The organism is Mycobacterium sp. 360MFTsu5.1 (assembly GCF_000383495.1).
Taxonomy (GTDB): domain Bacteria; phylum Actinomycetota; class Actinomycetes; order Mycobacteriales; family Mycobacteriaceae; genus Mycobacterium; species Mycobacterium mucogenicum_B.
Window position 1 is genome coordinate 341,552 of the sequence record NZ_KB911467.1, and the last position, 22,902, is coordinate 364,453.

A 22,902-nucleotide genomic window follows, 5' to 3' on the forward strand; every position below is an offset into this window, starting at 1 on the left:
TCAGACCGCCGCCGACGCAAGTGCGTCGAGCTGCTCGAGTGTCTTGTCGAGCTGCTTGGCGCCGTCCTTCTCGACCGCCTTGGCCAGCGCACCCTTGACCAGCGCGCCCTCGAAGTCGCCGGCCACCTTGAACTCCGAGCCGCTGCCCGACGGGGTCACGGTGAACTCGAAGAGCGCCTTGACGCCGGCCATACCAGTGCCGGACAGCACGAACGTGGTCGGCGCCTCCATCTTCTGGATCGTCCATTCGATCTTGTTGGCCATGCCGAGCATGACGATCTTCGCGGTCAGCGTGGTGCCCGGTGTGACCGTTGCCGGCACGTCACACAGCCACTTCTCGTGGACGGTGAACCACTTGTCCCAGTTGGGCAGATCGGAAACAATCGCCCACAACGCCTCCGGCGAGGCGGACAGCTGCTTGGTTGCTTCGATGTGTCCCATGGTCTTGCTCCTTGTTGTTGATCGGTTAGGTTTGTGTTCGTTGACGTTTCGGATCAGCGCTCGGCGCGCTGGTAGGCGGTGACGACGGCCGCCCCGCCCAGGCCGATGTTGTGCTGCAGGGCGGCCGTGACGTTCTCGACCTGCCGCTTGTCCGCGGTACCGCGCAGCTGCCAGGTGAGTTCGGCACATTGCGCCAGGCCGGTGGCACCCAGCGGATGCCCCTTGGAGATGAGCCCGCCCGACGGGTTGACCACCCACCTCCCGCCGTAGGTGGTGTCGCCGTTGTCGATGAGCTTGGCCGCTTCACCTTCGCCGCACAGGCCCAGGGCTTCGTAGAGCAGCAGTTCGTTGGCGCTGAAGCAGTCGTGCAGCTCGATGACCTGGAAGTCCTCGGCACCCAGGCCGGCCTGCTCGTAAACCTGCTGGGCCGCAGCAACATTCATGTGGTAGCCGATCAATGCCTTACAGGTGCCGTCGAAGCTGTTCTCGAAGTCGGTGGTCATCGCCTGTCCGACGATCTCCACCGCACGGTCGGCCAGCCCGTGCTTGTCGACGAATGCCTCACTGGCGAGAATCGCCGCACCCGATCCGTCCGACGTCGGCGAGCACTGCAGCTTGGTCAGCGGGTCATAAATCATCCGCGCGGCCAGGATGTCCTCAAGGCTGTATTCGTCCTGGAACTGCGCGTACGGGTTGTTGACCGAGTGCTTGTGGTTCTTGTAGCCGATCTTGGCGAAATGCTCTGCGGTCGAGCCGAATTGCTTCATGTGCTCACGGCCGGCGGCACCAAACATCCACGGCGCCGGCGGGAACAGCACCTCCGAGATTTCCGCCATCGCCATGATGTGCTTGGCCATGGGCTGTTCGCGGTCGTCGTAGGTGGAACCGAGCGAGCCGGGCTGCATCTTCTCGAAACCGAGCGCCAGCGTGCAGTCGGCGAGGCCGCTGCGCACCGCTCGTGCGGCGAGGTACAGCGCGGTGGATCCGGTCGAACAGTTGTTGTTGACGTTCACCACCGGGATGCCCGTCATCCCCAGCTCGTAGACCGCGCGCTGCCCCGAGGTCGACTCGCCGTAGACGTAGCCGACATAGGCCTCCTGAACTTCGCGATAGTCAATCCCTGCGTCCGCCAACGCTTTTGACCCGGACTCGCGGGCCATATCCGGGTAGTCCCACGCCGACCCGTCCGGATTGAGCCGAGAACCGGGCTTCTCGAACTTCGTCATCCCGACGCCGATCACATACACCTTGTTGGGCATGAAACCCTCTCTTTCTGTGCGGTGTCGAAAACATACCAACCTGTTTGTATCTTTACAAGAGGGTAGCCGGCGGCACCGCTGAATCTTTGGTCATCGATAGCCAGAGAGTCCCGAAAGGGACTGGTCAGGAGGTGATTTCGCCGCTCAACGATTCGGCGACGAGAGCGTCGTCAAGCAGTCCGCGCAGCTGCGCACAGACGCGGTCCCAGCGCTTCTTGGCCCGCTTCATATCGCGATCGACAAAGCTCGAGAGCAGAATCCCCCGCAGCGCATCCATGGCAGTGAAAGAGAGGTCGCGCAGTTCCTTCTGCGCGGCCCGGTCCGGAACCAATTGAGCCAGTGCACCGATCAGCGCCCCGATGACGATGGGCTCGACGCGCTCGATGTGTTCGGCGAGCACACGGTCCGTGCGTGCCGCCACCCAAAGTTCAAGCGTGGCGACAAAAATGGGTCCTTGATGCGATTCCCACAGGTAGTCCAACATCATCGACACCGCATCGGGAGTGTTCGCCACCCGCCCGAGATCGCGGATCGCAGCCTGCACCCGCTGTTCAGCCAGGTGCTCGACCGCCGCCGCAACCAGGTCTTCCTTGGCGCGAAAATGGTGGACCTGGGCACCGCGGGTCACGCCGGCGATTTCCGCGACCTTTTGCGTCGTAGTGCCGGCGTAACCATAAGTGACCAGGCATTCCACCGTGGCATCGAGCAGGCGGGTACGCATGGCGGCACTGCGCTCGGCCTGGGTACGGCGCTTGGCCTGCCCCTCCACACCTGCGGTCACGATTGCATCGTACGTGGCCAAAAGGTGAATTCCGGGCAGAAACCATTCCAATTGGTACGTAAATGCGCCATCTGTGGCCGCCGCTACAGCGTGGCCGGGCGCAGCACCACGACGCTGCTGGTGCGTTTGGGCCCGTCCTCCAACAGGGCGATCACGCGCCCATCGGCAGCGGTCGCGGCGTAGGTGCCCTCGATGCCGGCCGGCTTCAGGGCCCGGCCATGGCGCGTGTCCTCGGTCTCGGCGTCGGTCAGGTCCCTGCGCGGGAACCCCAGCAGACAAGCCGCATCCAGCGAGTAGCTCAATTCGGCGGCGTCGGTCAGCTGCTCCAACGTCCGCGCCTCGTCCAAGCCGTAGCGACCAACCTTGGTTCGCCGCAATGCCGTCAGGTGCCCGCCGACACCGAGCGTCGCGCCGACATCACGGGCCAGCGCCCGAATGTAGGTGCCCGACGAGCAGTCCACGGTCACGTCGACGTCGACGAATTCCTCGACGCGCCGCACCGCGTCAACAGTGAACCGAGAGATCCGCACCCGGCGCGCCGCCAGTTCCGGCGCCTTGCCTTCGCGGACCAGCTTGTACGCGCGCTCGCCGTCGACCTTGATGGCACTCACGGCCGATGGCACCTGGTCGATCTCGCCCCGCAATGCCGCGACCGCCGACTCGATCTTGTCGTCGGTCACGTGCGCGGCCGAAACCGTCTCCAGCACTTCGCCTTCGGCGTCTTCGGTCGACGTGGTCTGGCCGAGCCGGATGGTCGCGATGTACTGCTTGTCGGTGGCGGTCAGCAGACCGAGGATCTTGGTGGCCCGTTCGATGCCGACCACCAGCACGCCGGTGGCCATCGGGTCCAAAGTGCCGGCATGCCCCACTTTGCGGGTGCCGAACAGTCGCCGGCACCGGCCGACGACGTCATGGCTCGTCATCCCGGCGGGTTTGTCGACGATCACCAGGCCGGGTGGCGGGGCCGGCTTCGATGCAGCCTTCACAGTGAGATCGCCGTCAGGACAAGGCCGTTGGACACCGTGAAACGTCCCGGCAGTTCGGTCAACGGCGGCCCCGACTCAGCGGCCGGGTCGATGAGGATGCGCGACAGAAACGTGCCCGAAGTCCCCGACGAATCCAGCTCGAAGGTGATGTGCGCGTCCTCGAAACCCAGCCAACGGTGGGTCAACGGGAACCAGGCCTTGTACGTCGCCTCCTTGGCGCAGAACAGGATCCGGTCCCAGTGCAGGTCACCCTCCAGCGTCGTCACGGCGTCCTGCTCGGCAGGCAACGCGACGGCGCCAAGCACGCCCTTGGGCAGCACGCCGTGCGGTTCGGCGTCGATACCGACAGACCGCACCTCGGTGGCGCGGGCCACGACGGCGCCACGGAAGCCCTCGCAGTGCGTCAGGCTGCCGACGATCCCGTCGGGCCAGCACGGTTCACCCTTGTCCCCCTTGAGGATCGGGACCGGGCCGACGTCGAGCTTGCCCAATGCCTCACGGGCGCAGTGCCGCACGGTGATGAACTCGTTGCGCCGTTTGGCCACCGAGCGCGCGATCAGCGGTTCTTCCTCCGGCAGTGGAACCAGATCGGCCGGGTCGGAATAGGTCTCGGCGGTGGCTACCACGTCGGGCAGCACCTGGGTCAGCAAGGTCACAGTCGCCTCGAATTGATTCGGTCCTGCATCTTCTGCGCGTGCTCCCGCATTTCCTGGGTGATCTCGAAGTGACCACCGAAGTCGTTGAGGTAGCCGGGTGGGTACTGGGGGTCCGGCAGGATTTGGCGCATCCACCGATAAGGCTTGCGGCGCCGCCACTCTCGCGGATAGCCGACCGAGACCTCCTCGAACCGCACCCCGTCGTAGTAGGTGGTGCGCGGGATGTGCAGGTGGCCGTACACCGAGCAGATGGCGTTGTAGCGGGTGTGCCAGTCCTTGGTCGCCGTGGTGCCGCACCACAGCGAGAACTCCGGATAGAACATGGCGTCGCAGGGTTCGCGCACCAGGGGGAAGTGGTTGACCAGGACCGTGGACTCCATCCAGTCCAGGTCGTCGAGCTTCTTACGGGTGATGTTCACCCGGTCCCGGCACCACGCGTCCCGGGTGGCGTACGGCTCGCTCGACAGCAGGAACTCGTCGGTGCCGACGACGTTGCGCTCCTTGGCCACCGCGAGCCCCTCGGCCTTCGTGGCGGTGCCCGCGGGCAGGAAGCTGTAGTCGTACAGCAGGAACATCGGCACGATCGTCGCCGCGCCGCCGGGGCCGGTCCAGACCGGGAACGGATGCTCGGGGGTCACGATGCCCATCTGGTCGCACATGTCGACCAGGTAGTCGTAGCGGGCCTTCCCGAAGATCTGCATCGGGTCCTTGTTGGTGGTCCACAGTTCGTGGTTGCCCGGCACCCAGATGACCTTGGCGAAACGCTTGCGCAGCAGGTCCAGGGACCACCGGATGTCGTCGGTGCGCTCGGCGACGTCACCGGCGACGATCAGCCAGTCGTCCGGCGAGGCCGGGTGCAGCGACTCGGTGACCGGCTTGTTTCCGGTATGCCCGATGTGCAGGTCACTGATTGCCCAAAGGGTCGGCTGGGTCGACACAAAAATCCAGCCTACTTGGGCGACAGCAACGCCCGCTGAAGTGCCAACCGTCCCGCGCAGCGGGAGAAACTAGAACAGGTTCTCCCATCCTGTCCGGTGTGACGCAGGCGACTTGTAGACTCCCCGCAGTATTGCTCGGATTTAAGGGGTGTCATGGCAACGATGGCCGGGAAACTGCGGCTGGTGTCGGCGCTGTGTGCGCTCGTGACGGCAGGCGTGGTGGTCACACAGACCAACCCGGTGTCACCGACCGGCGGCGACAACGTGGAGCTACGCTCCACCTCCGCTCCACTCAGCAGCACCATCAAGTCGCCGATCATCTCCACGACGAACCCGAGCCCATTCGACCCGTGCGATCAGATTCCGCTCGACGCCATCAACGCCATGGGCCTGGGGTTCACCCCGCCCGACCATGAAGACGGCCTGCGCTGCCACTACGACGCCGGTAACTACCAGGTGGCCGTCGAGCCGATCGTCTGGCGCACCTACGAGCAGACGCTGCCGGCCGACGCCGTCGAGCTGAACATCGCCGGACACCGCGCCGCGCAGTACTGGATCATGAAGCCGACCGACTGGAATGACCGGTGGTGGGTGACCTGCATGATCACCTTCAAGACCAGCTACGGCCTGATCAACCAGTCGCTGTTCTACTCGCCGATCGAGTCGCCGGACCGCCCGGACTGCCTGCAGACAAACCTGCAGCGCGCCAACCAGCTGGTGCCGTTCTACAAGTTCTGATCGCGCGGCGACGGGCCCTGTGTCGCCACGTCTAGTTGGACTCGAGCGCTGACCGGACACCCGTGTGTCCGAAGTCATCGCCCTTCCACAGCAATGGCTCGCGGCAGTCGATCGCCAGTGCATATGCGAAGCAGTCACCGAAGTTCAGGCCCGCTGGGTGGCCACTGCCTTTCCCGAAGTCACGATAGGCCTGGCGGGCCAGCCGGGCCTGACGCTCGGTCACCGGTTCGATGACGAATCCGGCGCTATCCACCAGGTCATCGAACCGCGTACTGATGACTGGATCACGGCGTGCATCCAGGACAATTCCGCATTCGAGATAGCTTGCCGCCGACAACCGCGGCACCACTGCGGCGGCGATCGCCCGAGCATAGACTCCCACATCGTCCTCGTCAGCAATCAGCGCGACGATGGCCGATGTGTCCACGATCATTTGGGCAGTCCGTATTCGTCGTAAAGCAGCTCGCCATGGTCGGGAAGTCCCTCGGGGCCCAGCCGGCTCCTGATACTGCGGGCAATATCCAGCAAGCGCTCTGCCAGATCATCGGCCTGCAATCGTCGCAGCCGATCGTTCACCGCGGTCGCGACGGCCTGCGCCTGCGACTCGCCGGTGATCCTTGCGATCTCTTTCACGGCGTCATGGACGGCCGGGTCTTTGATATTCAGCGCCATGATTGGTACCTTTCTACCCCTTTGATGGTACCAATATCCCTCCGGGCGGTCATGCCGAATTCACCTGGCGTGGCCGCGCACGCTCATAGGCCGCCGCGAACCGGGCCCATTGGTCTGCACTCGGAGGGACAGCAGCGTAGCTGCGGTCCATACCGCATGCTCTCTCGCGCAACCAATTCAGAACTTCGTCGAAATCTGCCTCCTCCACCGCGGGCAGTCGCAGCGCACCCCCGCAGGCGGCGAGTTGCTCTTCGTAGCGATCCTCCCAGCATTCGGTCCGCCAGCCGCTCCACAACTCAGGCAGCGCCCGGAACACACCCAAGACGTCGGCGGTGTTCCACACCCCGACCGCATTTCGGGGCACATCGATATGCACCCCGCCTTCGGGGATCTTGCCCAGCTTCAGTCGCTGGACGCCTTTACCCGGCAGCTTCTCGAGCAGAGCCGGCCCGTGCCATGCCTTGCTGTCGCCCCACCACAACGGCCACATCCGCAGCTCCCCCGACGCGTCGATCACGGAAACCAAGTGGCACAAAGCATTTCGCGAACTTGCCAGCTTCGGTATGGAGAGGACGTCCAGTGGCGGTAGGTCAAACCGCTTCCCGACGTATCCGCCAATTTCGGCGGTGCCGTCGTAGGCGTAGCAGATCTCATAGCCCGGCCACACCTCGGTGAGCGCCGCCAGGATGGTACGCCGGAACGGCATGTCCACCATGAGGCTGTCGCCGAAGAACACGACCCGCCGCCGGTCGAAATCGAAGACCGCACCACCGTCGCACCACAGCGGATCGGTCCACCAGTCATGGGAATTCTGCCGCCGCAGCGATTCCAGGAATTCCAGCGCCAGGTCCGGTCCGCCGATCAATAGGTCCACCATGCGGCAGCCCTCGCAGTGTGAGTAAACGTACTGCCACTCTTGGTCTTTCACGACAACAATGTTCGCTCGATTACCCATCGGATCCCCCCGCCTCGTGGGGTGCAGACATGTGCCGCACCGGCCTGAGTCCGGTCTACTCCGGGGGTCCGACAGATTGCGGTCCACAAGCGTCGGAGGCGCTCACGGCCGTCACGGTCCCCAGCAAGTGGGTACCCTTCGAAAACGTGAGCTCACGAACCACCCGCTTCGCTTCCCGACTACTGAGCCGCATCCTCGGCGTCCCGCCCCCGACGACGGACTACACCGTCAGCCGCGTCACCACCCCGATGCGCGACGGCGTCGAACTCGTCGGTAGCCACTACGCGCCCACCGGCACTGCGAAGGGCACCCTGCTGGTGCGGTGCCCCTACGGCCGTGGGTTCCCCTTCGGCCCGGTGTTCGGCGCTGCATACGCCCGCCGCGGCTACCACGTGCTGCTGCAGAGTGTGCGCGGCACGTTCGGCTCCGGTGGCGACTTCGAACCGATGGTCAACGAGATCGCCGACGCCGTGGACACCGCGGCCTGGTTGCGCGATCAGCCGTGGTTCACCGGGTCGTTCGCGACAATCGGGTTGTCGTACCTGGGCTTCACCCAGTGGGCGCTGCTCACCGATCCCCCGCCCGAGCTCAAGGCCGCAATCATCATGGTCGGCCCGCACGACTTCGCCGAATCAACCTGGGGCACCGGCGCTTTCACGCTCGACAACTTCCTGGGCTGGAGCGACATGATGGCGCACCAGGAAGATCCACCTCTGGCCGTGCTGACCCGGCGCTTTCGGGCACCGCGCCTGGTCGCCCGCACGCACGACCAGGTGCCGGCCGGAGCCGCCGGACGCCGGCTACTGGGTTCCGGAGCGACCTGGTACGAATCCTGGCTGAGCCACCCCGACGGCGCCGACCCGTTCTGGGAGAACATGGCCCTCGCCGACACGCTCGACAAGGTCGACGTGCCGGTGCTGCTCATCGGCGGCTGGCAAGACCTGTTCCTGGAGCAGACCCTGACGCAGTTCCAGCGCCTGAAATCGCGTGGTGTGCCGACCGCCGTCACCATCGGATCGTGGACCCACACCCAGGTGATGACCCGCGGCGGCGCCATGGTGCTGCGGGAATCGCTGGCCTGGCTCGACACCCACCTGGCCGAGCGCACCCCGGAGTCCGAACGGGCGGCCGTCCGGGTCGAGGTCAACGGGCAGGGCTGGCTGACCATGCCGGACTGGCCACCGGCCGCCACCGAACTCGAGCTCTACCTGCAGCCGGCGCACCGGCTCAGCGCGACCGCGCCCGCCGACACCGTGCCACCGTCGCGATTCACCTTCGATCCCGCGGCACCGACGCCCACGCTGGGCGGCCGGTTGCTGTCGTCGGCGGCGGGTTACCAGGAGGACTCCGCCCTCAGCCGACGGCCCGACGTCGTCGACTTCACCGGTGAGCCGCTCGCCGAAGACCTGTACCTGGTCGGAAACCCGGTGATCGAGCTGACCCAGTCGTGCGACAACCCCAACCGGGACGTCTTCGTCCGGCTCAGCGCGGTCGACGCAAAGGGCAAGTCCCGCAACGTCAGCGATGGATTCCGCAGGCTGACAACACCTTCCGACGAGCCCGAGACCCTCCGACTCGAACTCGACGCAGTCGCGCACCGGATCCCCGCCGGCTCCAGGCTGCGGGTGATCGTCGCGGGCGGTTGCCACCCGCGGTACGACCGCAACCTCGGCACCGGCGAGCCCGTCGTCACGGGCGAGCGGATGGTGCCGGCCACCCACGCGGTGCACCACGGCTCCGGTGGGGTGTCCCGGCTGCTGCTGCCGGTGGTCGCGCTGTCAGCCGACTGAGTCGCGCACCCGCTCGGTGATGGCGGCCAGCGCCGCGTCGTCGTACACCGGCGGTCCCCACTCGGGCGTCACCGGCAGGTCCACCCAGCTGCGGCAGCCTGCGTAGTCGGGGGTACGCGGCAGCCGCACCGGTGCCACGAGTGGTTTGGCCTGCACCACCAGGACCGTCAGCCGGTGCCGGGGCCGGAAATCCAGCCGGTCGTTCTGCACGGATTCAGCGGTCCAAATATGCAGATCGGCGATGGCATCCAGCTGCTCCGGACGCTCAACTGGCACGGCCGTAACGACTTTCGCGCCGCCGCGCAGTACCACCTCGGTTTCGGTGCTGTCCCCCGCAGACTGCTCGAGAAGATCGGTGAACTCAGGACGGACCCGCGCCGCGTGGCTGTGCTCGACCGTCGGGAAGAACACGAACTCCGGCGCCGATACCTCGAAACGCTTCTCGCCGATACCGCCCTTGCGCAACAGCACCGTCTGGCGTCCGTCGAGCAGCGCCTGTACCGCCGCGCCCCACTCCTTGAGCGCGGGCGAATTCACTTGGCGGCCAACCTCGCCTGCACCTCGGGCCGCCGCAGCGGCGGCACCGTCTTGGGCGGCTGCCGACGGGCCGGCAGTTGGTTCAACAGTCTCTCGGTGACAGCCGTGACCTCCGCGACCGCGGCTTCGAAGGCGTCGACGTTTGCGGCGGTGGGACGGGTGATCCCGCTGACCTTGCGGATGTATTGACGCGCGGCGGCCTCGATCTCCTCGGCCGTGGCGGCCGGCTCCAGGCCACGCAGTTCGGTGATGTTGCGGCACATGGCCTCCACGATAGGCGCGTTCAGGCCGCAAGTTACGGTGTCGGTGGGTGACCGCAACGCAAGGAGCCAACGTGACCGACGTCCTACTGATCGACACCACCGACCGGGTTCGCACCCTGACGCTGAACCGGCCGAAGTCCCGGAACGCGCTGTCCTACGAGCTGCGCGATGCCTTCTACGGCGCGCTGCGCCAGGCCGAGGCCGACCCGGACGTCGACGTGGTGATCCTGACGGGCGCCGACCCTGTGTTCTGCGCCGGTCTGGACCTCAAGGAACTCGGCGAGGGCGCGGACCTGCCGGACATCTCGCCGAAGTGGCCCAACATGACCAAGCCCGTCATCGGCGCCATCAACGGCGCGGCCGTCACCGGCGGCCTGGAGCTGGCGCTGTACTGCGACATCCTGATCGCCTCGGAGAACGCCAAGTTCGCCGACACCCACGCCCGCGTCGGACTGCTGCCGACCTGGGGTCTGAGCGTGCGGCTGCCGCAGAAGGCCGGCGTCGGCCTGGCCCGCCGGATGAGCCTGACCGGCGACTACCTGTCGGCGGCCGAGGCGCTGCGCGCCGGGCTGGTCACCGAGGTGGTGCCGCACGACGAGCTGCTCCCGACCGCGCGCCGCGTCGCCGCCTCGATCGTCGGCAACAATCAGAACGCCGTGCGCGCGCTGCTGGACTCGTACCACAAGATCGACGGCTCGCAGACCGATGCCGGGCTGTGGATCGAAGCCGCGTCGGCCCGCAAGTGGATGGACGCCTCTAGCGGCAACGACATCGCCGCCAACCGCGACGCCGTCATGCAGCGCGGCCGCACCCAGGTCTAGTAGCTGTTCCCTCTCCCCGCGAGAGGTGGGTGACGACGCCTTTCGGGCGCCCTGCTCACGCCCAGCGGCCGGACAGCGCGCGCCAGCCGACGAAGACGAGCCGCAGCACCAGGAACGTGGTCAGCCCGGACCAGATGCCGGCGAGGCCCCACCCGAAGGCGAGCGACAACCAGATCAGCGGCAGGAAGCCGACGAGCCCGCTGATCAGGGTGGCGTTGCGCATGAACTTCGCGTCACCGGCGCCGAGCAGCACCCCGTCGAGCGCGAAAACGATTCCCGCGATGGGCAATTGGGCCACCATGAACCACCACGGGATACCGATCTGGTCCCGCACCGCATGGTCCGCGGTGAACACTGCCGGCAGCACGCCTGAGCCCACTGCGAAAACCGCCGCCAGCACCGTCGCCGCGGCCGCCGAATAGACCGTCACGCGCCGCGCCACCGCCTTGGCATGCGCCGACTCCCCCGCGCCGAGGGCCGCGCCGACGAGTGACTGCGCCGCGATGGCCAGCGAATCCAGCACGAGCGCAAGGAAATTCCACAGCTGCAGCACCACCTGGTGGGCGGCGACGGCGGCCGCACCGAACCGGGCCGCGACCGCGCCGGCAGACAGGAAGCACACTTGGAACGCCAGGGACCGCAGCACCAGGTCGCGGCCCATGGTCAGCTGCGCGCGCAGCACGTCGGGCCGCAGTCGCAGCGAAACCCGTTCGGACAGCAGCGCATACCCGAACAGCGCCGCGGCGATCCACTGCCCCACCAGATTGGCTACCGCCGATCCGGTCAGGCCGAGCCGCGGCAGCCCGAGCCACCCGAAGACCAGCAGCGGACACAGCACCGCTGAAATACCCACGCCGACAAGCACATACCGCAGCGGCCGGACGGTGTCCTGCACACCGCGCAGCCAGCCGTTGCCGGCCATGGAGATCAGGATCGCGGGTACGGCCAAGATCGCGACACGCAGCCACGGCAGTGCGGTCTCGGCGATGCCGCCCCGTGACCCGGCGATGGCCGTGAGCAGAAAGGGCGCCAACGCCTGCACCACCACCACGATGAGCACGCCGACAGCCAGCGCCAGCCAGGTGGCCTGCACGCCCTCCCCGACCGCACCGGCCCGGTCACCGGCGCCGAAGCTCCGGGCCGACCGCGACGTCGTGCCGTACGACAGGAACGTCAGCTGCGAGCCGACAAGGCTGAGGATCAGGCCGCCGACCGCCAGGCCCGCCAACGGCAGCGCGCCGAGTCGGCCGACGACCGCAGTGTCGAGCAGGAGGTAGATGGGCTCGGCGGCCAGCACCCCTAGGGCAGGGAAGGCGAGGCCTGCGATGCGCCGGCCGGTGACCTCGGTGGTCATGACGCGCACGCTCGCCGGCCGCGAGCGGCACGAAGGTGCACGCCGAAGACGGCGTGTCGGCGTACAAACACGGCCGCTCGCGGGAAGAGGGCTGGCACGGGCAAGGGCCGGCTAGGAGAGCGCGGTGACGAGGGCCGCGACGACGTCGTCGGCGGTTCCGGTCGGTGAGTAGCCGGCCGCGAACCGGTGGCCGCCGCCGCCGAACGAACTCGCCAGCACCGATACGTCGACCTCGGTCTTGGCCCGCAGGGACACCGACCACTGCCCCGGTTCGATCTCTTTGAGCACCGCGGCGACCTCGGCCTCGGACGTGGTCCGCACGATGTCCACGATGCTCTCGACCTCTTCCGAGCGCGCCGCCGCGTATTCCCGATGCGACACAACGGCATACACCAAGCCTTTACCGCCGGCGGCGTCGGGCACCAGGCACGCCGTCGACAACACGCGGGACAGCATGGGCAGCCACGAGTACGGGTGCGTGTCGAGCAGCGCGCGGCTGACGGCGGCGTTGTCGACGCCGATGTCGAGCAGCCGCGCCGCGAGCCGATAGGCCCGGGCGCTGGCCCACCGGAACGAGCCCGTGTCGGTGGTCAGGCCGGCGTACAGGCAATGCGCCACCGGCAGCTCGATCGGCTTGTCCCAGGCGTCCAGCAGCTCGGCCACCAGCATGGTGGTCGAATCTGCCGACGGGTCAACGTAATTCGCGGTACCGAACAACCGGTTCGAGGCGTGGTGATCGATCACCAGCACCTGCCGTCCGGGATCGGCCAGCTTCGCCAGCGACCCGAGACGGTTCACGCTCGGGATGTCGACGGTCACCACCAGGTCGGCGTCCGGACGCATCTGGTCCGGCGGCACCAGCAGGTGCCCGCCGGGCAGCGTCTGCAGCGATTCCGGCACGGTTGCAGGGGCGGCAAAACCGACCTGCACGTCCTTACCGGCCTCGCTGAGCACCAATGCGAGCGCGAGGCCCGCTCCGATGGTGTCGGCGTCGGGGTAGACGTGGGCAACCACGCTCACGCTCTCGACCGCACCGAGCAGATCAGCCGCACCGCGCGCGTCAACCCGCGCGCCCTGCGGCCGAATCTCAGTCGTCGGTTCGATCGCCGTCACCTGCATCCTCGGAATCGCTGTCCCCCACCACACGGTACGGATCGGCGTCACCGGCGTGCTTGGCACCTTCGCGGATGCGAGCCACGTCCTCGTCGGCGGCACGGGCCCGGGCCAGCAGCTCCTCCATCTTCAGAGCCGCATCCGGCACGGTGTCGCGCTCGAAAGTCAGTGTGGGCGTGAACCGAACCCCGGTTCCCGCACCGACTCTCGTGCGCAACGCGCCCTTGGCCTTCTCCAGGGCAGCCGCGACGCCGGCGTAGTCCGGCTCCTCGTCGAGGCTGGTCCCGATCACCGTGTAGTACAGCGTGGCGTCGTGCAGATCACCGGTCATCTTGGCATCGGTGATCGTCACGCCGTCGAGCCGTGGATCCTTGATCTCGTACTCGATCGCCGAAGCGACGATCGTCGAAATACGCTTGGCCAATCGCTTGGCGCGTGCTGGATCGGCCACCTAGGTACGAGCCTTCTCGACGAGTTCGTACGTCTCGATGACGTCGCCTTCCTTGATGTCGTTGTAGGTCAGCGTCAGACCGCATTCGTAACCTTCGCGCACCTCGGTGGCGTCGTCCTTCTCGCGCTTGAGCGAAGACACCGTGAGGTTCTCGGCGATGACGATGTTGTCACGCAACAGGCGGGCCTTGGCGTTACGCCGCATGATGCCCGACTGCACGAGGCAACCAGCGATGTTGCCGACCTTCGACGACCGGAAGATGGCGCGGATCTCGGCGCGGCCGAGCTCCTTCTCCTCGTAGACCGGCTTGAGCATGCCCTTGAGCGCGCTCTCGATCTCGTCGATGGCCTGGTAGATCACCGAGTAGTACCGGATCTCCACGCCCTCGCGGTTCGCCAGCTCCGTCGCCTTGCCCTCGGCACGGACGTTGAAGCCGATGATGATCGCATCCGAAGCCGACGCCAGGTTGACGTTGGTCTCGGTGACGCCACCGACACCGCGGTCGATGACGCGCAGTTCCACCTCGTCGTCGATCTGGATGCCCATCAAGGCCTCCTCGAGCGCCTCGACGGTGCCCGAGTTGTCGCCCTTCAGGATCAGGTTCAGCTGGCTGGTTTCCTTCAGCGCCGAATCCAGGTCTTCCAGGCTGATGCGCTTGCGCGAACGGGCGGCCAGCGCATTGCGCTTGCGCGCGCTGCGCCGGTCGGCGATCTGCCGGGCGATGCGGTCCTCGTCGACGACCAGGAAGTTGTCGCCGGCGCCGGGCACCGAGGTGAAACCGATGACCTGGACCGGACGCGACGGGAACGCCTCTTCGACGTCCTCGCCGTGCTCGTCGACCATGCGGCGGACGCGGCCGTAGGCGTCGCCGGCGACCACCGAGTCACCGACGCGCAGCGTGCCGCGCTGCACCAGCACCGTGGCGACCGGGCCGCGACCGCGGTCCAGGTGCGCCTCGATGGCCACACCCTGGGCCTCCATGTCGGGGTTGGCCCGCAGGTCCAGCGAGGCATCCGCGGTCAGCAGCACTGCTTCGAGCAGGCCGTCGATGTTGGTGCCCTGCTTGGCCGAGATGTCCACGAACATGGTGTCGCCGCCGTAATCCTCGGCCACCAGGTTGTACTCGGTCAGCTGCGCCCGGATCTTCTGCGGATCCGCGCCTTCCTTGTCGATCTTGTTGACCGCCACCACGATCGGCACATCAGCGGCCTGAGCGTGGTTGATGGCCTCCACCGTCTGCGGCATGACGCCGTCGTCGGCCGCGACCACCAGGATCGCGATGTCGGTGGCCTTGGCACCACGGGCACGCATGGCGGTGAACGCCTCGTGACCCGGGGTGTCGATGAACGTCACCAGACGCTCGTTGCCGTCCAGCTCGGTCAGCACCTGGTAGGCGCCGATGTGCTGGGTGATGCCACCGGCCTCGCCCTCGCGGACGTTCGCCTTACGGATCGTGTCGAGCAGTCGCGTCTTACCGTGGTCGACGTGGCCCATGACGGTGACCACCGGCGGCCGGCTGGCCAGGTCGTCCTCGTCGCCGGCGTCCTCGCCGTAGGTGAGGTCGAACGACTCGAGCAGCTCGCGGTCCTCATCCTCCGGGGACACGACCTGCACGACGTAGTTCATCTCGCTGCCCAGCAGCTCGAGGGTGTCGTCGCCCACCGACTGGGTGGCGGTCACCATCTCGCCCAGGTTGAACAGCGCCTGCACCAGCGAAGCCGGGTTGGCGTTGATCTTCTCGGCGAAGTCGCTCAGCGACGCGCCGCGAGCGAGGCGGATGACCTCGCCGTTGCCGTGCGGCAACCGCACGCCACCGACGATCGGGGCCTGCATGTTCTCGTATTCGGCGCGTTTTGCGCGCTTCGACTTACGGCCACGACGGGGTGCGCCACCGGGACGCCCGAAGGCACCCGCGGCACCGCCGCGCTGACCGGGACGACCGCCGCCGCCACCGGGACCACCGCCACCGGGAGCACCGCCGCCACCGGGGCGACCGCGGAAGCCACCACCGGCACCGGCACCTGCACCACCGCCGGCGCCACCGCCGCGGTAGTTACCGCCGCCACCGGCACCGCCGGGACGAGGGCCACCACCGGGACGCGGACCGCCACCGGGGCCGGGACGCGGACCACCCGGACGACCGACGGCACCCGGACGGGCACCCGGCGGACGCGGGGGCATGTTGCCAGGCGTGACACCCGGACGCGGGCCACCGCCCGGACGGGGTCCACCGGCGCCGGGACCCGGACGCGGGCCACCGGGACCGGGAGCCGGACGCGGGGCCGGGCGCTCGACCGGCTGCTGGGAAGAGAACGGGTTGTTGCCGACGCGCGGAGCTCGCGGGGCCGGCTTGGGTGCGCCAGGTCGCGGACCCGGGGTCGCGCCCGGGGTCGCGCCCGGGGTGGCCGGACGCGGCTGAGCCGGAGCGGCCGGGGCGGCCGACGCTGCCGGAGCGGCGGGCTCTGCGGGAGCCGGGGCCTGGGGCTGCGGAGCCGCGGGCCGGGGTGCGCCCGGCTTGGGTCCACCGGGAGCGGGAGCCGCCGGTGCGGGTGCTGCTGGTGCCGGAGCAGCCGCGGCCGGGGCCGCGGGCGCAGGCGCGGCAGGTGCCGCGACGGCAGCCGGCTTGGGTGCGCCGGGCTTCGGGGCACCCGACGGCTTGGCGGCCGCGGGGGCCGGTGCGTCGGACTTGGCGGGCTTGCCGCCGCCGAACGCCTCACGCAACCGGCGTGCGACGGGCGCCTCCACAGTGGAGGACGCAGATTTCACGAATTCGCCCTGTTCGCTCAGTCGGGCGAGCACTTCCTTGCTGGTGACACCGAGTTCTTTTGCCAACTCGTGTACGCGTGCCTTACCTGCTGCCACTTCTCTCCTCGTCGTGAGGCGTCAGCGGTGGGTAGGCCGCGCCTCGGTTTAGCTATGACGCATGGTCATCGGGACTTCACGGTGTGCTCATGTTCTTCGCTACCTGTTCTCTTGCTGTGGCGTTCCGGGTTCGTCAGGCGGGTAAGGCACTGAAGAACTCTTCGACCGCAGAGGTGTCCGGCGAACCGGTGATGCGCAACGCTCGGGCGAATGCTCGCCGCCGAACTGCCGCGTTGAGGCACTGCTGAACCGGGTGCAACCACGCACCCCGACCCGGCAGGCTACCCGCTGAATCGACCGAGACGGCGCATTTACCGTCCCCGTCGCGTACAGCTGCCACTCGAAGCAAGTCGACGGCCAGCTCTCGTTTCCGGCAGCCGATGCAGGTACGCACCGGAGCTGTCGGAGTCTCGCGCTGGATCACAGTGCAGTCTACCGTCTCGGGGCCCGTGAACTTCAATCGCGGTCTCGGCCCCGACACGCCGCCGGTAACTGCGGGTTTTTGCTCAGCGGTCGCGGCCGCCGCCATGGCCTGCCGACCGGCCACCGGCGTCCGCACCCTGACCGTCGGCGTCGCTGCGGATGTCGATGCGCCAACCGGTGAGACGCGCCGCCAGGCGGGCGTTCTGGCCCTCCTTGCCGATCGCCAGCGACAGCTGGAAATCGGGCACCACGACGCGTGCCGCGCGCTGTGCCTCGTCGATCACCGTCACCGATACGACCTTGGCCGGCGACAGGGCGTTGGCGACGAACTTCGCCGGGTCCTCGTCGTAGTCGATGATGTCGATCTTCTCGCCCGAGAGCTCGCTCATCACGTTGCGCACGCGCTGACCCATCGGGCCGATGCAGGCGCCCTTGGCGTTCAGCCCCGGCACCCGCGACGCGACGGCGATCTTGGATCGGTGCCCGGCCTCACGCGCAACCGCGACGATCTCGACCGACTCGTCGGCGATCTCGGGGACCTCCAGCGAGAAGAGCTTGCGCACCAGGTTCGGGTGGGTCCGCGACAGCGTGATGACGGGTTCGCGGGCGCCGCGGGTGACCCCGACGACGTAGCAGCGCACGCGGTCGCCGTGCACGTAGCTCTCCCCCGGCACCTGCTCGGCGGCCGGGATCACGCCCTCGGAGCCCTTGGCCTCCGTGCCGACCCGCACCACCACGAGACCGCGGGCGTTGGCCCGGGCGTCGCGCTGGATGACGCCGGCGACGATGTCGCCCTCACGCGCCGAGAACTCGCCGTAGTTCTTCTCGTTCTCCGCGTCGCGCAATCGCTGCAGGATCACCTGACGCGCGGTGGTCGCCGCGATCCGGCCGAATCCCTCGGGGGTGTCGTCCCACTCGTGGATGACGGTCCCGTCGGTGTCGGTCTGGCGGGCGATCACCCGCACGATGCCCGACTTGCGGTCGATGTCGATGTACGCGTCGGGCTCGTGCCCTTCGGTGTGGCGGTACGCGGTCAGCAGCGCCGTCTTGATCGTGTCGACGACGACGTCGACGCTGATTCCCTTGTCCGCTTCGATGGCATGTAGTGCCGCCATGTCGATGTTCATCCGTCGGCCCCCTCTCCGGTCATACCCGCCAGCTCCAGTTCCCGGCGATTGGGTGGTGAAAATTCAACCTGTACAACAGCTTTCGTAATGTCCGCGAGCGCGACGGTCTGCACCGACAGCACTCCGCGGTTGGCGACGACCAGTTGGATCGTGCTGCCGTCGTGCTCGCCCAGCCGGCCCGTCAACGACGTGCCGTCGGCCAGGGTCAGCGCGACCTTGCGACCACGGGCGCGACGGTAGTGCCGCTCCGCGGTCAGCGGACGCTCCACGCCGGGCGAGGTGACCTCCAGCACATACGGCTCGGAATCGGCGGCCACCTGGTCCAGCAGCTCGGATGCGAGGCGGGAAAGGTCGGCGACGGCATCGAGGTCAAGACCCGAGTCGCCGTCGGCCACCACGACGATGCGCGGAGGTCGCTTGGCAGCGTCGACCCGCACATCTTCGATGTCGTATCCGGCGTCCGCAAAAGCACTGCTGAGCAGCTCAAGCACTTGGCCTGTGGTCGGTAACCGACTGGGTGGCAGCGGTCGTTCCGGCGTGTCCCGGGCCACGGCGAGCTCCTCATCTTGAGTTGTGCGGACAGGGCCCCCAGAAGGGTGAACCCGGTACCAACGATACGCCAGCAGCGCATGGCCGAATGGCAATCGCGATCGCGGCACCGGAGAACATCCGGCGCCGCGGTGCCCGATGGCCGCTGTCCGCAATGGCAGGATGTGCCTGTGCCGCACACCGAAACCACCGTCAGCCGACGGCGTGTCCTGTTGGGCACGGCAGCTCTGGCGCTGCTCGGCGGCGCGGCGTCGGCCTGCGGGTCGGCACCGCAGCGCGATCCTGCCCTGGACATCCTGACCGCTGAACTCGACCGGGCCCGCCGCGACAGTCAGCTGGCCACGTCCGCCGCCACCGGCGTACCGCCGCAGCTGGCGCCGGCACTGACGGCCGTCGCGGCACTCCGGGACGCGCATGCCCGCGCGCTGTCCGACGAACTGACCCGGATGGGCAACCCGCCGTCTGCCACGCCGTCGTCGACCACCGAGACCTCAGCCACCACCTCGCCGACCCCCGGCGCCACCCCCGCGCCCGCGCCCCCGACACCTCAGGAAGTCGTCGCGGCGCTGGAACAGGCCGCCGACAGTGCGGGCCGCGCCGCGGCCGGCCAATCGGGTTACCGGGCCGGGCTGCTCGCCTCGATCGCCGCCGCGTGTACCGCGGCGCACACCGTCACCCTCGCCGGACAGGCCGCGCCATGACCAGCCCGCAACCGACCCCGACCCGCCCGGGCAGCGCCGCCGACGCCGCGCTGTACGACGCGATCGCCACCGAACACGGCACCATCTACGGCTACGGCCTGGTGTCGGCGCACACCACGCCGGACGTCAACGATCTGGTGGCCGAGGCCATGGCCAAGCACCGCGCGAACCGCGAAGCCGGCATCACCGCGCTGGCCGGACGATCGGTGCCGGCTCCGCTGCCGGCCGCGGGCTATCAGCTCCCCATCGACGCGAACAACCCGGCGGACGCGAGCAAGTTGGCGCTGCAGATGGAAGAGGAAACCGCCGTCGCGTGGCGCGCCGTGGCCGAGCAGGCCACCACCACCGAGGACCGGACCCTGGCCGTCAAGGCCCTCACCGATTGCGCGGTGCTGGCCGCCCGGTGGCGCGCGGCCCTCGGCGTGACGCCGGCCGTCGTGGCGTTCCCCGGCGGCGCCGAGCAGTCCTAGACGTCAACGCCGCGGATCGCAGTCACCTGGTGACCGCAATCCGCGGCACAACAAGGCCTACCCCGCCAGCGCGGCCGTGATCGCCGCCGCGGCGCCGTCGACCGGCACTTCGGTCTTCTCGCCAGTGAAGCGGTTGCGCAGCTCGACGGTGCCGTCGGCCCAGCCGCGGCCGACCACGACGATCCACGGCACACCCAGCAGCTCGGCGTCCTTGAACTTCACGCCCGGCGACGACGTGCGGTCGTCCAGCAGCACGTCGAGGCCGAGGCGGTCGAGTTCGCCCGCCAGCTCGGTCGCGCCGGTGCGGGCCTCGGCGTCCTTGTTGGCGATGACCAAGTGCAGGTCGAACGGCGACACCGACGACGGCCAGCGCAGGCCGAGCTCGTCGTGGTGCTGCTCGGCGATCACCGCGACCATGCGCGACACCCCGATGCCGTAGGAGCCCATGGTCAGCCGCACCGGCTTGCCGTTCTCACCGAGGACGTCGGCACTGAAGGCGTCGGTGTACTTGCGGCCCAGCTGGAAGACGTGCCCGATCTCGATGCCGCGCGCCGACACCAGCGGTCCGGCGCCGTCGGGCGAGGGGTCGCCGTCGCGGACGTCGGCGGCCTCGATGGTGCCGTCGGCCACGAAGTCACGGCCGGCCACCATGCCGACGATGTGCTTGTTGGGCTCGTCGGCGCCGGTGATCCACGACGAACCGTCGACGATGCGCGGGTCCACCAGGAATCGAATACCGTTCTCCAGCAACGCCTTCGGACCCACGTAACCCTTCACCAGGAACGGGTTGGCGGCAAAGTCGGCGTCGTCGAGCAGCGCGTACTCCGCCGGCTCGAGCGCCGCGCCCAGGCGCTTCTCATCGATCTCGCGGTCGCCGGGCACACCGATACCCAGCAGTTCCCACTCTCCGCCCGGCTGGCGCACCTTCAGCAGCACGTTCTTCAGCGTGTCCGCGGCGGTGATCTCGCGGCCGAGGTCAGCGGTGTTGGCCCACTCGACCAGGGTGGCGATGGTCGGGGCGTCAGGCGTGTCGTAGACGACGGCCTCGGGCTGGCCCTCGATCGGCAGCGACTCGGGAACCGCGGTGACGACGGCTTCGACGTTGGCCGCGTAGCCGGACTGCAGGCAGCGCACGAAGGTGTCCTCGCCGACCTCGCTCTCGGCCAGGAACTCCTCGGAGGCACTACCGCCCATGGCACCCGACACCGCGGACACGATGACGTACTTGACCGCCAGCCGGTCGAAGATGCGCTGGTAGGCCTCGCGATGGGCGTGGTAGGCGTCCTTGAGTCCGCTGTCGTCGATGTCGAACGAGTACGAGTCCTTCATGATGAACTCGCGGCCGCGCAGGATGCCGGCGCGCGGACGTGCCTCGTCGCGGTACTTGGTCTGGATTTGGTAGAGCCGCAGCGGGAAGTCCTTGTACGACGAGTACTCCCCCTTGACCGTCAGCGTGAACATCTCCTCGTGGGTGGGCCCCAGCAGGTAGTCGTTCTTGCGGCGGTCCTGCAGGCGGAACAGGTTGTCGCCGTACTCGGTCCAACGGTCGGTGGCCTCGTAGGGGGCCCGCGGCAGCAGCGCCGGGAACAGGATCTCCTGCGCGCCGATGGCGTTCATCTCACTGCGGACGACGTCCTCGATCTTGCGCAGCACCTTCAGGCCCAGCGGCAGCCAGCTGTACAGGCCGGGCGCGATCGGGCGGACGTAGCCGGCCCGGATCAGCAGCTTGTGGCTCGGCACTTCGGCGTCGGCGGGGTCGTCGCGCAGCGTGCGCAGGAACAGCTCGGACATGCGGGTGATCACGGGTGGCCAGCTTAATCGCGGCCCTGCCAGGTGCAGACACACACCTCGTTGCCTTCGGCGTCGGCGAGCACCCAGAACGCGGGCGCCTCCCGATCACTGAGCAGCACGCCGCCCGCCGCCAGTGCCGCCGCGATGCGCGCGGACGCCTGGTCGTGCGGGACGTCGACGTCGAGGTGGATGCGATTGCGTTGCGGCCGTGGCACATCCATCTGCTGGAACCACAGGGCCGGGCCGCGGCCGGCAGGATCGACGAGTCCCCCACTCAGATCCGACGGCCCCGCTTCGTCGACGTAGCCGGTGACGGCCTTCCAGAACGGGCGCACCGCGGGGATGTCGATGGCGTCGATCGCGACCTCGATCGCCTGGACGGAAACGCCGCCCGGCGTGGTCGCCGCGCCGCGCTCGGCGAGCGATTCAGAGATGCGGCGTGCCAACGCGATGTCGTGCGCGGTGACCCCGTCGGCCGAGCGCAAGCGCAACACCACACGGTCGGCCCGTACGTCGAGGGTCAAGTGTCCCTGCGCTTCTGGGCCGGTCCCCTCGACCACTGCGGCGGCCAGTGCCGCCGCAGTGCCCAAACCGGCCGTCGGCACTTCCGTGTAGACCGCGCCGAGCACCAGGCGCCACCCCAGCGGGGTCACCGCATCCGAAATGTCCTGCCGCTGCATCATGACTCGGCCCCCGCGACCATGTCATACCCCCTGGCGGTCATGCCTCATGCATAGCACTGCGGCGCGTGAGACGCCCTCAGAGCAGCGCTTTGTTCACCACCTGCTCGTACGCGGTCTTGTCTGTCGCGCTGACCGTCGGGCCGAACTTCAGGACGATGTTCATCGCCTGGAACGTGCCCGGCGTCGCCCCCGCGTACCCCTCGGCAGCGCCGGTCGTGGAGAACACCAGCACCGTGACGGTGTCGGTCTCGATGGCCTCGATGCACTTGATGTCGGGGCATTTCTGCGTGGCCACCTCCCGCGGGTTGGCCACCGGCAGGCCCGCGGCACCCATGTCCCGCACCACGGCCTGCGCGGTGACGGTGTTGAGGATCGGGGCGCCCGTCAGCGCGCCGGCCTGTGGCCCGGGAGCCGGCGGGCGCTGGCATCCGGTGATCACCGTCGCGGCGAGCACAGCCGCCACGATCACAGCTCGGGCTCGCATTGCATTCATGCACCATCAATAGCAGTGAAACCTGGAGCGCCGGCCACCGGGCGATGA

General features: G+C 68.2%; 26 protein-coding genes. 5 read left to right on the top strand and 21 right to left on the bottom strand.

Translation table 11 applies throughout. The annotated features are described in order from the left end of the window. The 6 genes from H289_RS0116610 to pptH all read right to left on the bottom strand — a co-directional run bounded on the left by H289_RS0116610 (position 1) and on the right by pptH (position 5,061). Complete coding sequence (locus H289_RS0116610) at positions 1-441, bottom strand: type II toxin-antitoxin system Rv0910 family toxin (protein ID WP_020101935.1); 441 nt, start codon at positions 439-441, stop codon at positions 1-3. Positions 442-494: 53 nt separating this feature from the next. Next, positions 495-1,700, bottom strand: coding sequence for a lipid-transfer protein (locus H289_RS0116615; protein WP_020101936.1), 1,206 nt, complete (start codon positions 1,698-1,700; stop codon positions 495-497). A gap of 124 nt (positions 1,701-1,824) precedes the next feature. After that, positions 1,825-2,484 carry a TetR/AcrR family transcriptional regulator gene (locus H289_RS0116620; protein ID WP_502685706.1) on the bottom strand — a complete coding sequence of 220 codons (660 nt, stop codon included), beginning with the start codon at positions 2,482-2,484 and terminating at the stop codon, positions 1,825-1,827. Between the two features lie 80 nt (positions 2,485-2,564). After that, positions 2,565-3,467, bottom strand: coding sequence for a tRNA pseudouridine(55) synthase TruB (gene truB, locus H289_RS0116625; protein WP_029105339.1), 903 nt, complete (start codon positions 3,465-3,467; stop codon positions 2,565-2,567). Then, positions 3,464-4,123 carry a 4'-phosphopantetheinyl transferase PptT gene (pptT, locus tag H289_RS0116630; RefSeq protein WP_020101939.1) on the bottom strand — a complete coding sequence of 220 codons (660 nt, stop codon included), beginning with the start codon at positions 4,121-4,123 and terminating at the stop codon, positions 3,464-3,466. Before pptT ends, truB begins: the two co-directional genes overlap by 4 nt. Beyond that, entirely contained in the window at positions 4,120-5,061 is a 942-nt protein-coding gene (pptH, locus tag H289_RS0116635) for an ACP phosphodiesterase PptH (RefSeq protein ID WP_020101940.1), read from the bottom strand. Before pptH ends, pptT begins: the two co-directional genes overlap by 4 nt. Positions 5,062-5,223: 162 nt before the next feature. On the opposite strand from pptH, the gene H289_RS0116640 reads away from it, so the two are divergent. Next, on the top strand, positions 5,224-5,799 hold the full coding sequence (locus tag H289_RS0116640) for a DUF3558 domain-containing protein (protein WP_029105340.1): 576 nt from the start codon (positions 5,224-5,226) through the stop codon (positions 5,797-5,799). A gap of 31 nt (positions 5,800-5,830) precedes the next feature. Here the strand turns inward: H289_RS0116640 and H289_RS0116645 are convergent, their stop codons facing one another. The 3 genes from H289_RS0116645 to H289_RS33695 are packed head-to-tail and all read right to left on the bottom strand — an operon-like array spanning position 5,831 to position 7,426. Continuing rightward, on the bottom strand, positions 5,831-6,232 hold the full coding sequence (locus H289_RS0116645) for a type II toxin-antitoxin system VapC family toxin (RefSeq protein WP_020101942.1): 402 nt from the start codon (positions 6,230-6,232) through the stop codon (positions 5,831-5,833). Further along, complete coding sequence (locus H289_RS0116650; protein ID WP_020101943.1) at positions 6,229-6,471, bottom strand: type II toxin-antitoxin system VapB family antitoxin; 243 nt, start codon at positions 6,469-6,471, stop codon at positions 6,229-6,231. The genes H289_RS0116645 and H289_RS0116650 overlap by 4 nt, the downstream gene beginning before the upstream one ends. Positions 6,472-6,520: 49 nt before the next feature. Further along, the gene (locus tag H289_RS33695; RefSeq protein WP_081633437.1) at positions 6,521-7,426 is read right to left on the bottom strand and encodes a hypothetical protein; all 906 of its coding nucleotides are present in this window, start codon (positions 7,424-7,426) and stop codon (positions 6,521-6,523) included. A 29-nt stretch (positions 7,427-7,455) separates the two neighbouring features. On the opposite strand from H289_RS33695, the gene H289_RS0116660 reads away from it, so the two are divergent. After that, a complete protein-coding gene (locus H289_RS0116660; protein WP_020101945.1) occupies positions 7,456-9,216 on the top strand; it encodes a CocE/NonD family hydrolase in 1,761 nt (586 codons plus the stop codon). On the opposite strand, the gene H289_RS0116665 is transcribed toward H289_RS0116660, so the two are convergent. Both H289_RS0116665 and H289_RS0116670 read right to left on the bottom strand, forming a co-directional pair. After that, complete coding sequence (locus tag H289_RS0116665; protein ID WP_020101946.1) at positions 9,205-9,753, bottom strand: DUF1802 family protein; 549 nt, start codon at positions 9,751-9,753, stop codon at positions 9,205-9,207. The two genes, H289_RS0116660 and H289_RS0116665, sit on opposite strands and share 12 nt — an antisense overlap. Beyond that, entirely contained in the window at positions 9,750-10,016 is a 267-nt protein-coding gene (locus H289_RS0116670; protein WP_029105342.1) for a DUF2277 domain-containing protein, read from the bottom strand. Before H289_RS0116670 ends, H289_RS0116665 begins: the two co-directional genes overlap by 4 nt. 71 nt (positions 10,017-10,087) lie before the next feature. Here H289_RS0116670 and H289_RS0116675 point away from each other — a divergent pair, with 71 nt between their 5' ends. Then, entirely contained in the window at positions 10,088-10,837 is a 750-nt protein-coding gene (locus H289_RS0116675; RefSeq protein ID WP_020101948.1) for an enoyl-CoA hydratase, read from the top strand. A 55-nt stretch (positions 10,838-10,892) separates the two neighbouring features. Here the strand turns inward: H289_RS0116675 and H289_RS0116680 are convergent, their stop codons facing one another. The 7 genes from H289_RS0116680 to rimP all read right to left on the bottom strand — a co-directional run bounded on the left by H289_RS0116680 (position 10,893) and on the right by rimP (position 18,718). After that, positions 10,893-12,191: an MATE family efflux transporter gene (locus H289_RS0116680; protein WP_029105343.1), complete on the bottom strand. Its 1,299-nt coding sequence runs from the start codon at positions 12,189-12,191 to the stop codon at positions 10,893-10,895. A gap of 111 nt (positions 12,192-12,302) precedes the next feature. Further along, the gene (locus tag H289_RS0116685; protein WP_020101950.1) at positions 12,303-13,310 is read right to left on the bottom strand and encodes a DHH family phosphoesterase; all 1,008 of its coding nucleotides are present in this window, start codon (positions 13,308-13,310) and stop codon (positions 12,303-12,305) included. Then, entirely contained in the window at positions 13,279-13,755 is a 477-nt protein-coding gene (gene rbfA, locus H289_RS0116690) for a 30S ribosome-binding factor RbfA (RefSeq protein WP_020101951.1), read from the bottom strand. Before rbfA ends, H289_RS0116685 begins: the two co-directional genes overlap by 32 nt. Beyond that, entirely contained in the window at positions 13,756-16,617 is a 2,862-nt protein-coding gene (infB, locus tag H289_RS32480; protein ID WP_081633438.1) for a translation initiation factor IF-2, read from the bottom strand. Between the two features lie 133 nt (positions 16,618-16,750). Next, positions 16,751-17,146: a YlxR family protein gene (locus H289_RS32485; RefSeq protein WP_081633451.1), complete on the bottom strand. Its 396-nt coding sequence runs from the start codon at positions 17,144-17,146 to the stop codon at positions 16,751-16,753. Then, on the bottom strand, positions 17,124-18,167 hold the full coding sequence (gene nusA, locus H289_RS0116700; RefSeq protein ID WP_020101953.1) for a transcription termination factor NusA: 1,044 nt from the start codon (positions 18,165-18,167) through the stop codon (positions 17,124-17,126). The genes H289_RS32485 and nusA overlap by 23 nt, the downstream gene beginning before the upstream one ends. Beyond that, entirely contained in the window at positions 18,164-18,718 is a 555-nt protein-coding gene (rimP, locus tag H289_RS0116705) for a ribosome maturation factor RimP (protein ID WP_051128509.1), read from the bottom strand. The genes nusA and rimP overlap by 4 nt, the downstream gene beginning before the upstream one ends. A gap of 168 nt (positions 18,719-18,886) precedes the next feature. Here rimP and H289_RS0116710 point away from each other — a divergent pair, with 168 nt between their 5' ends. Both H289_RS0116710 and H289_RS0116715 read left to right on the top strand, forming a co-directional pair. Next, the gene (locus H289_RS0116710; protein ID WP_020101955.1) at positions 18,887-19,417 is read left to right on the top strand and encodes a hypothetical protein; all 531 of its coding nucleotides are present in this window, start codon (positions 18,887-18,889) and stop codon (positions 19,415-19,417) included. Then, the gene (locus tag H289_RS0116715; RefSeq protein WP_020101956.1) at positions 19,414-19,887 is read left to right on the top strand and encodes a ferritin-like domain-containing protein; all 474 of its coding nucleotides are present in this window, start codon (positions 19,414-19,416) and stop codon (positions 19,885-19,887) included. The genes H289_RS0116710 and H289_RS0116715 overlap by 4 nt, the downstream gene beginning before the upstream one ends. Positions 19,888-19,944: 57 nt before the next feature. Here the strand turns inward: H289_RS0116715 and H289_RS0116720 are convergent, their stop codons facing one another. From H289_RS0116720 to H289_RS31900, 3 genes are all read right to left on the bottom strand, one after another. Continuing rightward, the gene (locus tag H289_RS0116720; protein WP_020101957.1) at positions 19,945-21,690 is read right to left on the bottom strand and encodes a proline--tRNA ligase; all 1,746 of its coding nucleotides are present in this window, start codon (positions 21,688-21,690) and stop codon (positions 19,945-19,947) included. Between the two features lie 11 nt (positions 21,691-21,701). Beyond that, positions 21,702-22,361 (bottom strand): 4a-hydroxytetrahydrobiopterin dehydratase family protein, encoded by a 660-nt coding sequence (locus H289_RS0116725; RefSeq protein WP_020101958.1) that lies wholly within the window; start codon positions 22,359-22,361, stop codon positions 21,702-21,704. Between the two features lie 76 nt (positions 22,362-22,437). Then, entirely contained in the window at positions 22,438-22,824 is a 387-nt protein-coding gene (locus H289_RS31900) for a hypothetical protein (protein WP_155944154.1), read from the bottom strand. Positions 22,825-22,902: the final 78 nt, after the last annotated feature.

What these genes read in the sequence shown, in the direction of transcription:
- H289_RS0116645 (WP_020101942.1), bottom strand. Translation starts at nt 6,232, where the DNA reads ATGATCGTGGACACATCGGCCATCGTCGCGCTGATTGCTGACGAGGAC.
- H289_RS0116610 (WP_020101935.1), bottom strand. Translation starts at nt 441, where the DNA reads ATGGGACACATCGAAGCAACCAAGCAGCTGTCCGCCTCGCCGGAGGCG.
- H289_RS0116670 (WP_029105342.1), bottom strand. Translation starts at nt 10,016, where the DNA reads ATGTGCCGCAACATCACCGAACTGCGTGGCCTGGAGCCGGCCGCCACG.
- H289_RS0116660 (WP_020101945.1), top strand. Translation starts at nt 7,456, where the DNA reads ATGTGCCGCACCGGCCTGAGTCCGGTCTACTCCGGGGGTCCGACAGAT.
- H289_RS0116725 (WP_020101958.1), bottom strand. Translation starts at nt 22,361, where the DNA reads ATGATGCAGCGGCAGGACATTTCGGATGCGGTGACCCCGCTGGGGTGG.
- H289_RS33695 (WP_081633437.1), bottom strand. Translation starts at nt 7,426, where the DNA reads ATGGGTAATCGAGCGAACATTGTTGTCGTGAAAGACCAAGAGTGGCAG.
- H289_RS0116640 (WP_029105340.1), top strand. Translation starts at nt 5,224, where the DNA reads ATGGCCGGGAAACTGCGGCTGGTGTCGGCGCTGTGTGCGCTCGTGACG.
- nusA (WP_020101953.1), bottom strand. Translation starts at nt 18,167, where the DNA reads ATGAACATCGACATGGCGGCACTACATGCCATCGAAGCGGACAAGGGA.
- H289_RS0116680 (WP_029105343.1), bottom strand. Translation starts at nt 12,191, where the DNA reads ATGACCACCGAGGTCACCGGCCGGCGCATCGCAGGCCTCGCCTTCCCT.
- H289_RS0116615 (WP_020101936.1), bottom strand. Translation starts at nt 1,700, where the DNA reads ATGCCCAACAAGGTGTATGTGATCGGCGTCGGGATGACGAAGTTCGAG.
- H289_RS0116685 (WP_020101950.1), bottom strand. Translation starts at nt 13,310, where the DNA reads ATGCAGGTGACGGCGATCGAACCGACGACTGAGATTCGGCCGCAGGGC.
- H289_RS0116650 (WP_020101943.1), bottom strand. Translation starts at nt 6,471, where the DNA reads ATGGCGCTGAATATCAAAGACCCGGCCGTCCATGACGCCGTGAAAGAG.
- H289_RS32485 (WP_081633451.1), bottom strand. Translation starts at nt 17,146, where the DNA reads ATGGCGGCGGCCGCGACCGCTGAGCAAAAACCCGCAGTTACCGGCGGC.
- H289_RS0116715 (WP_020101956.1), top strand. Translation starts at nt 19,414, where the DNA reads ATGACCAGCCCGCAACCGACCCCGACCCGCCCGGGCAGCGCCGCCGAC.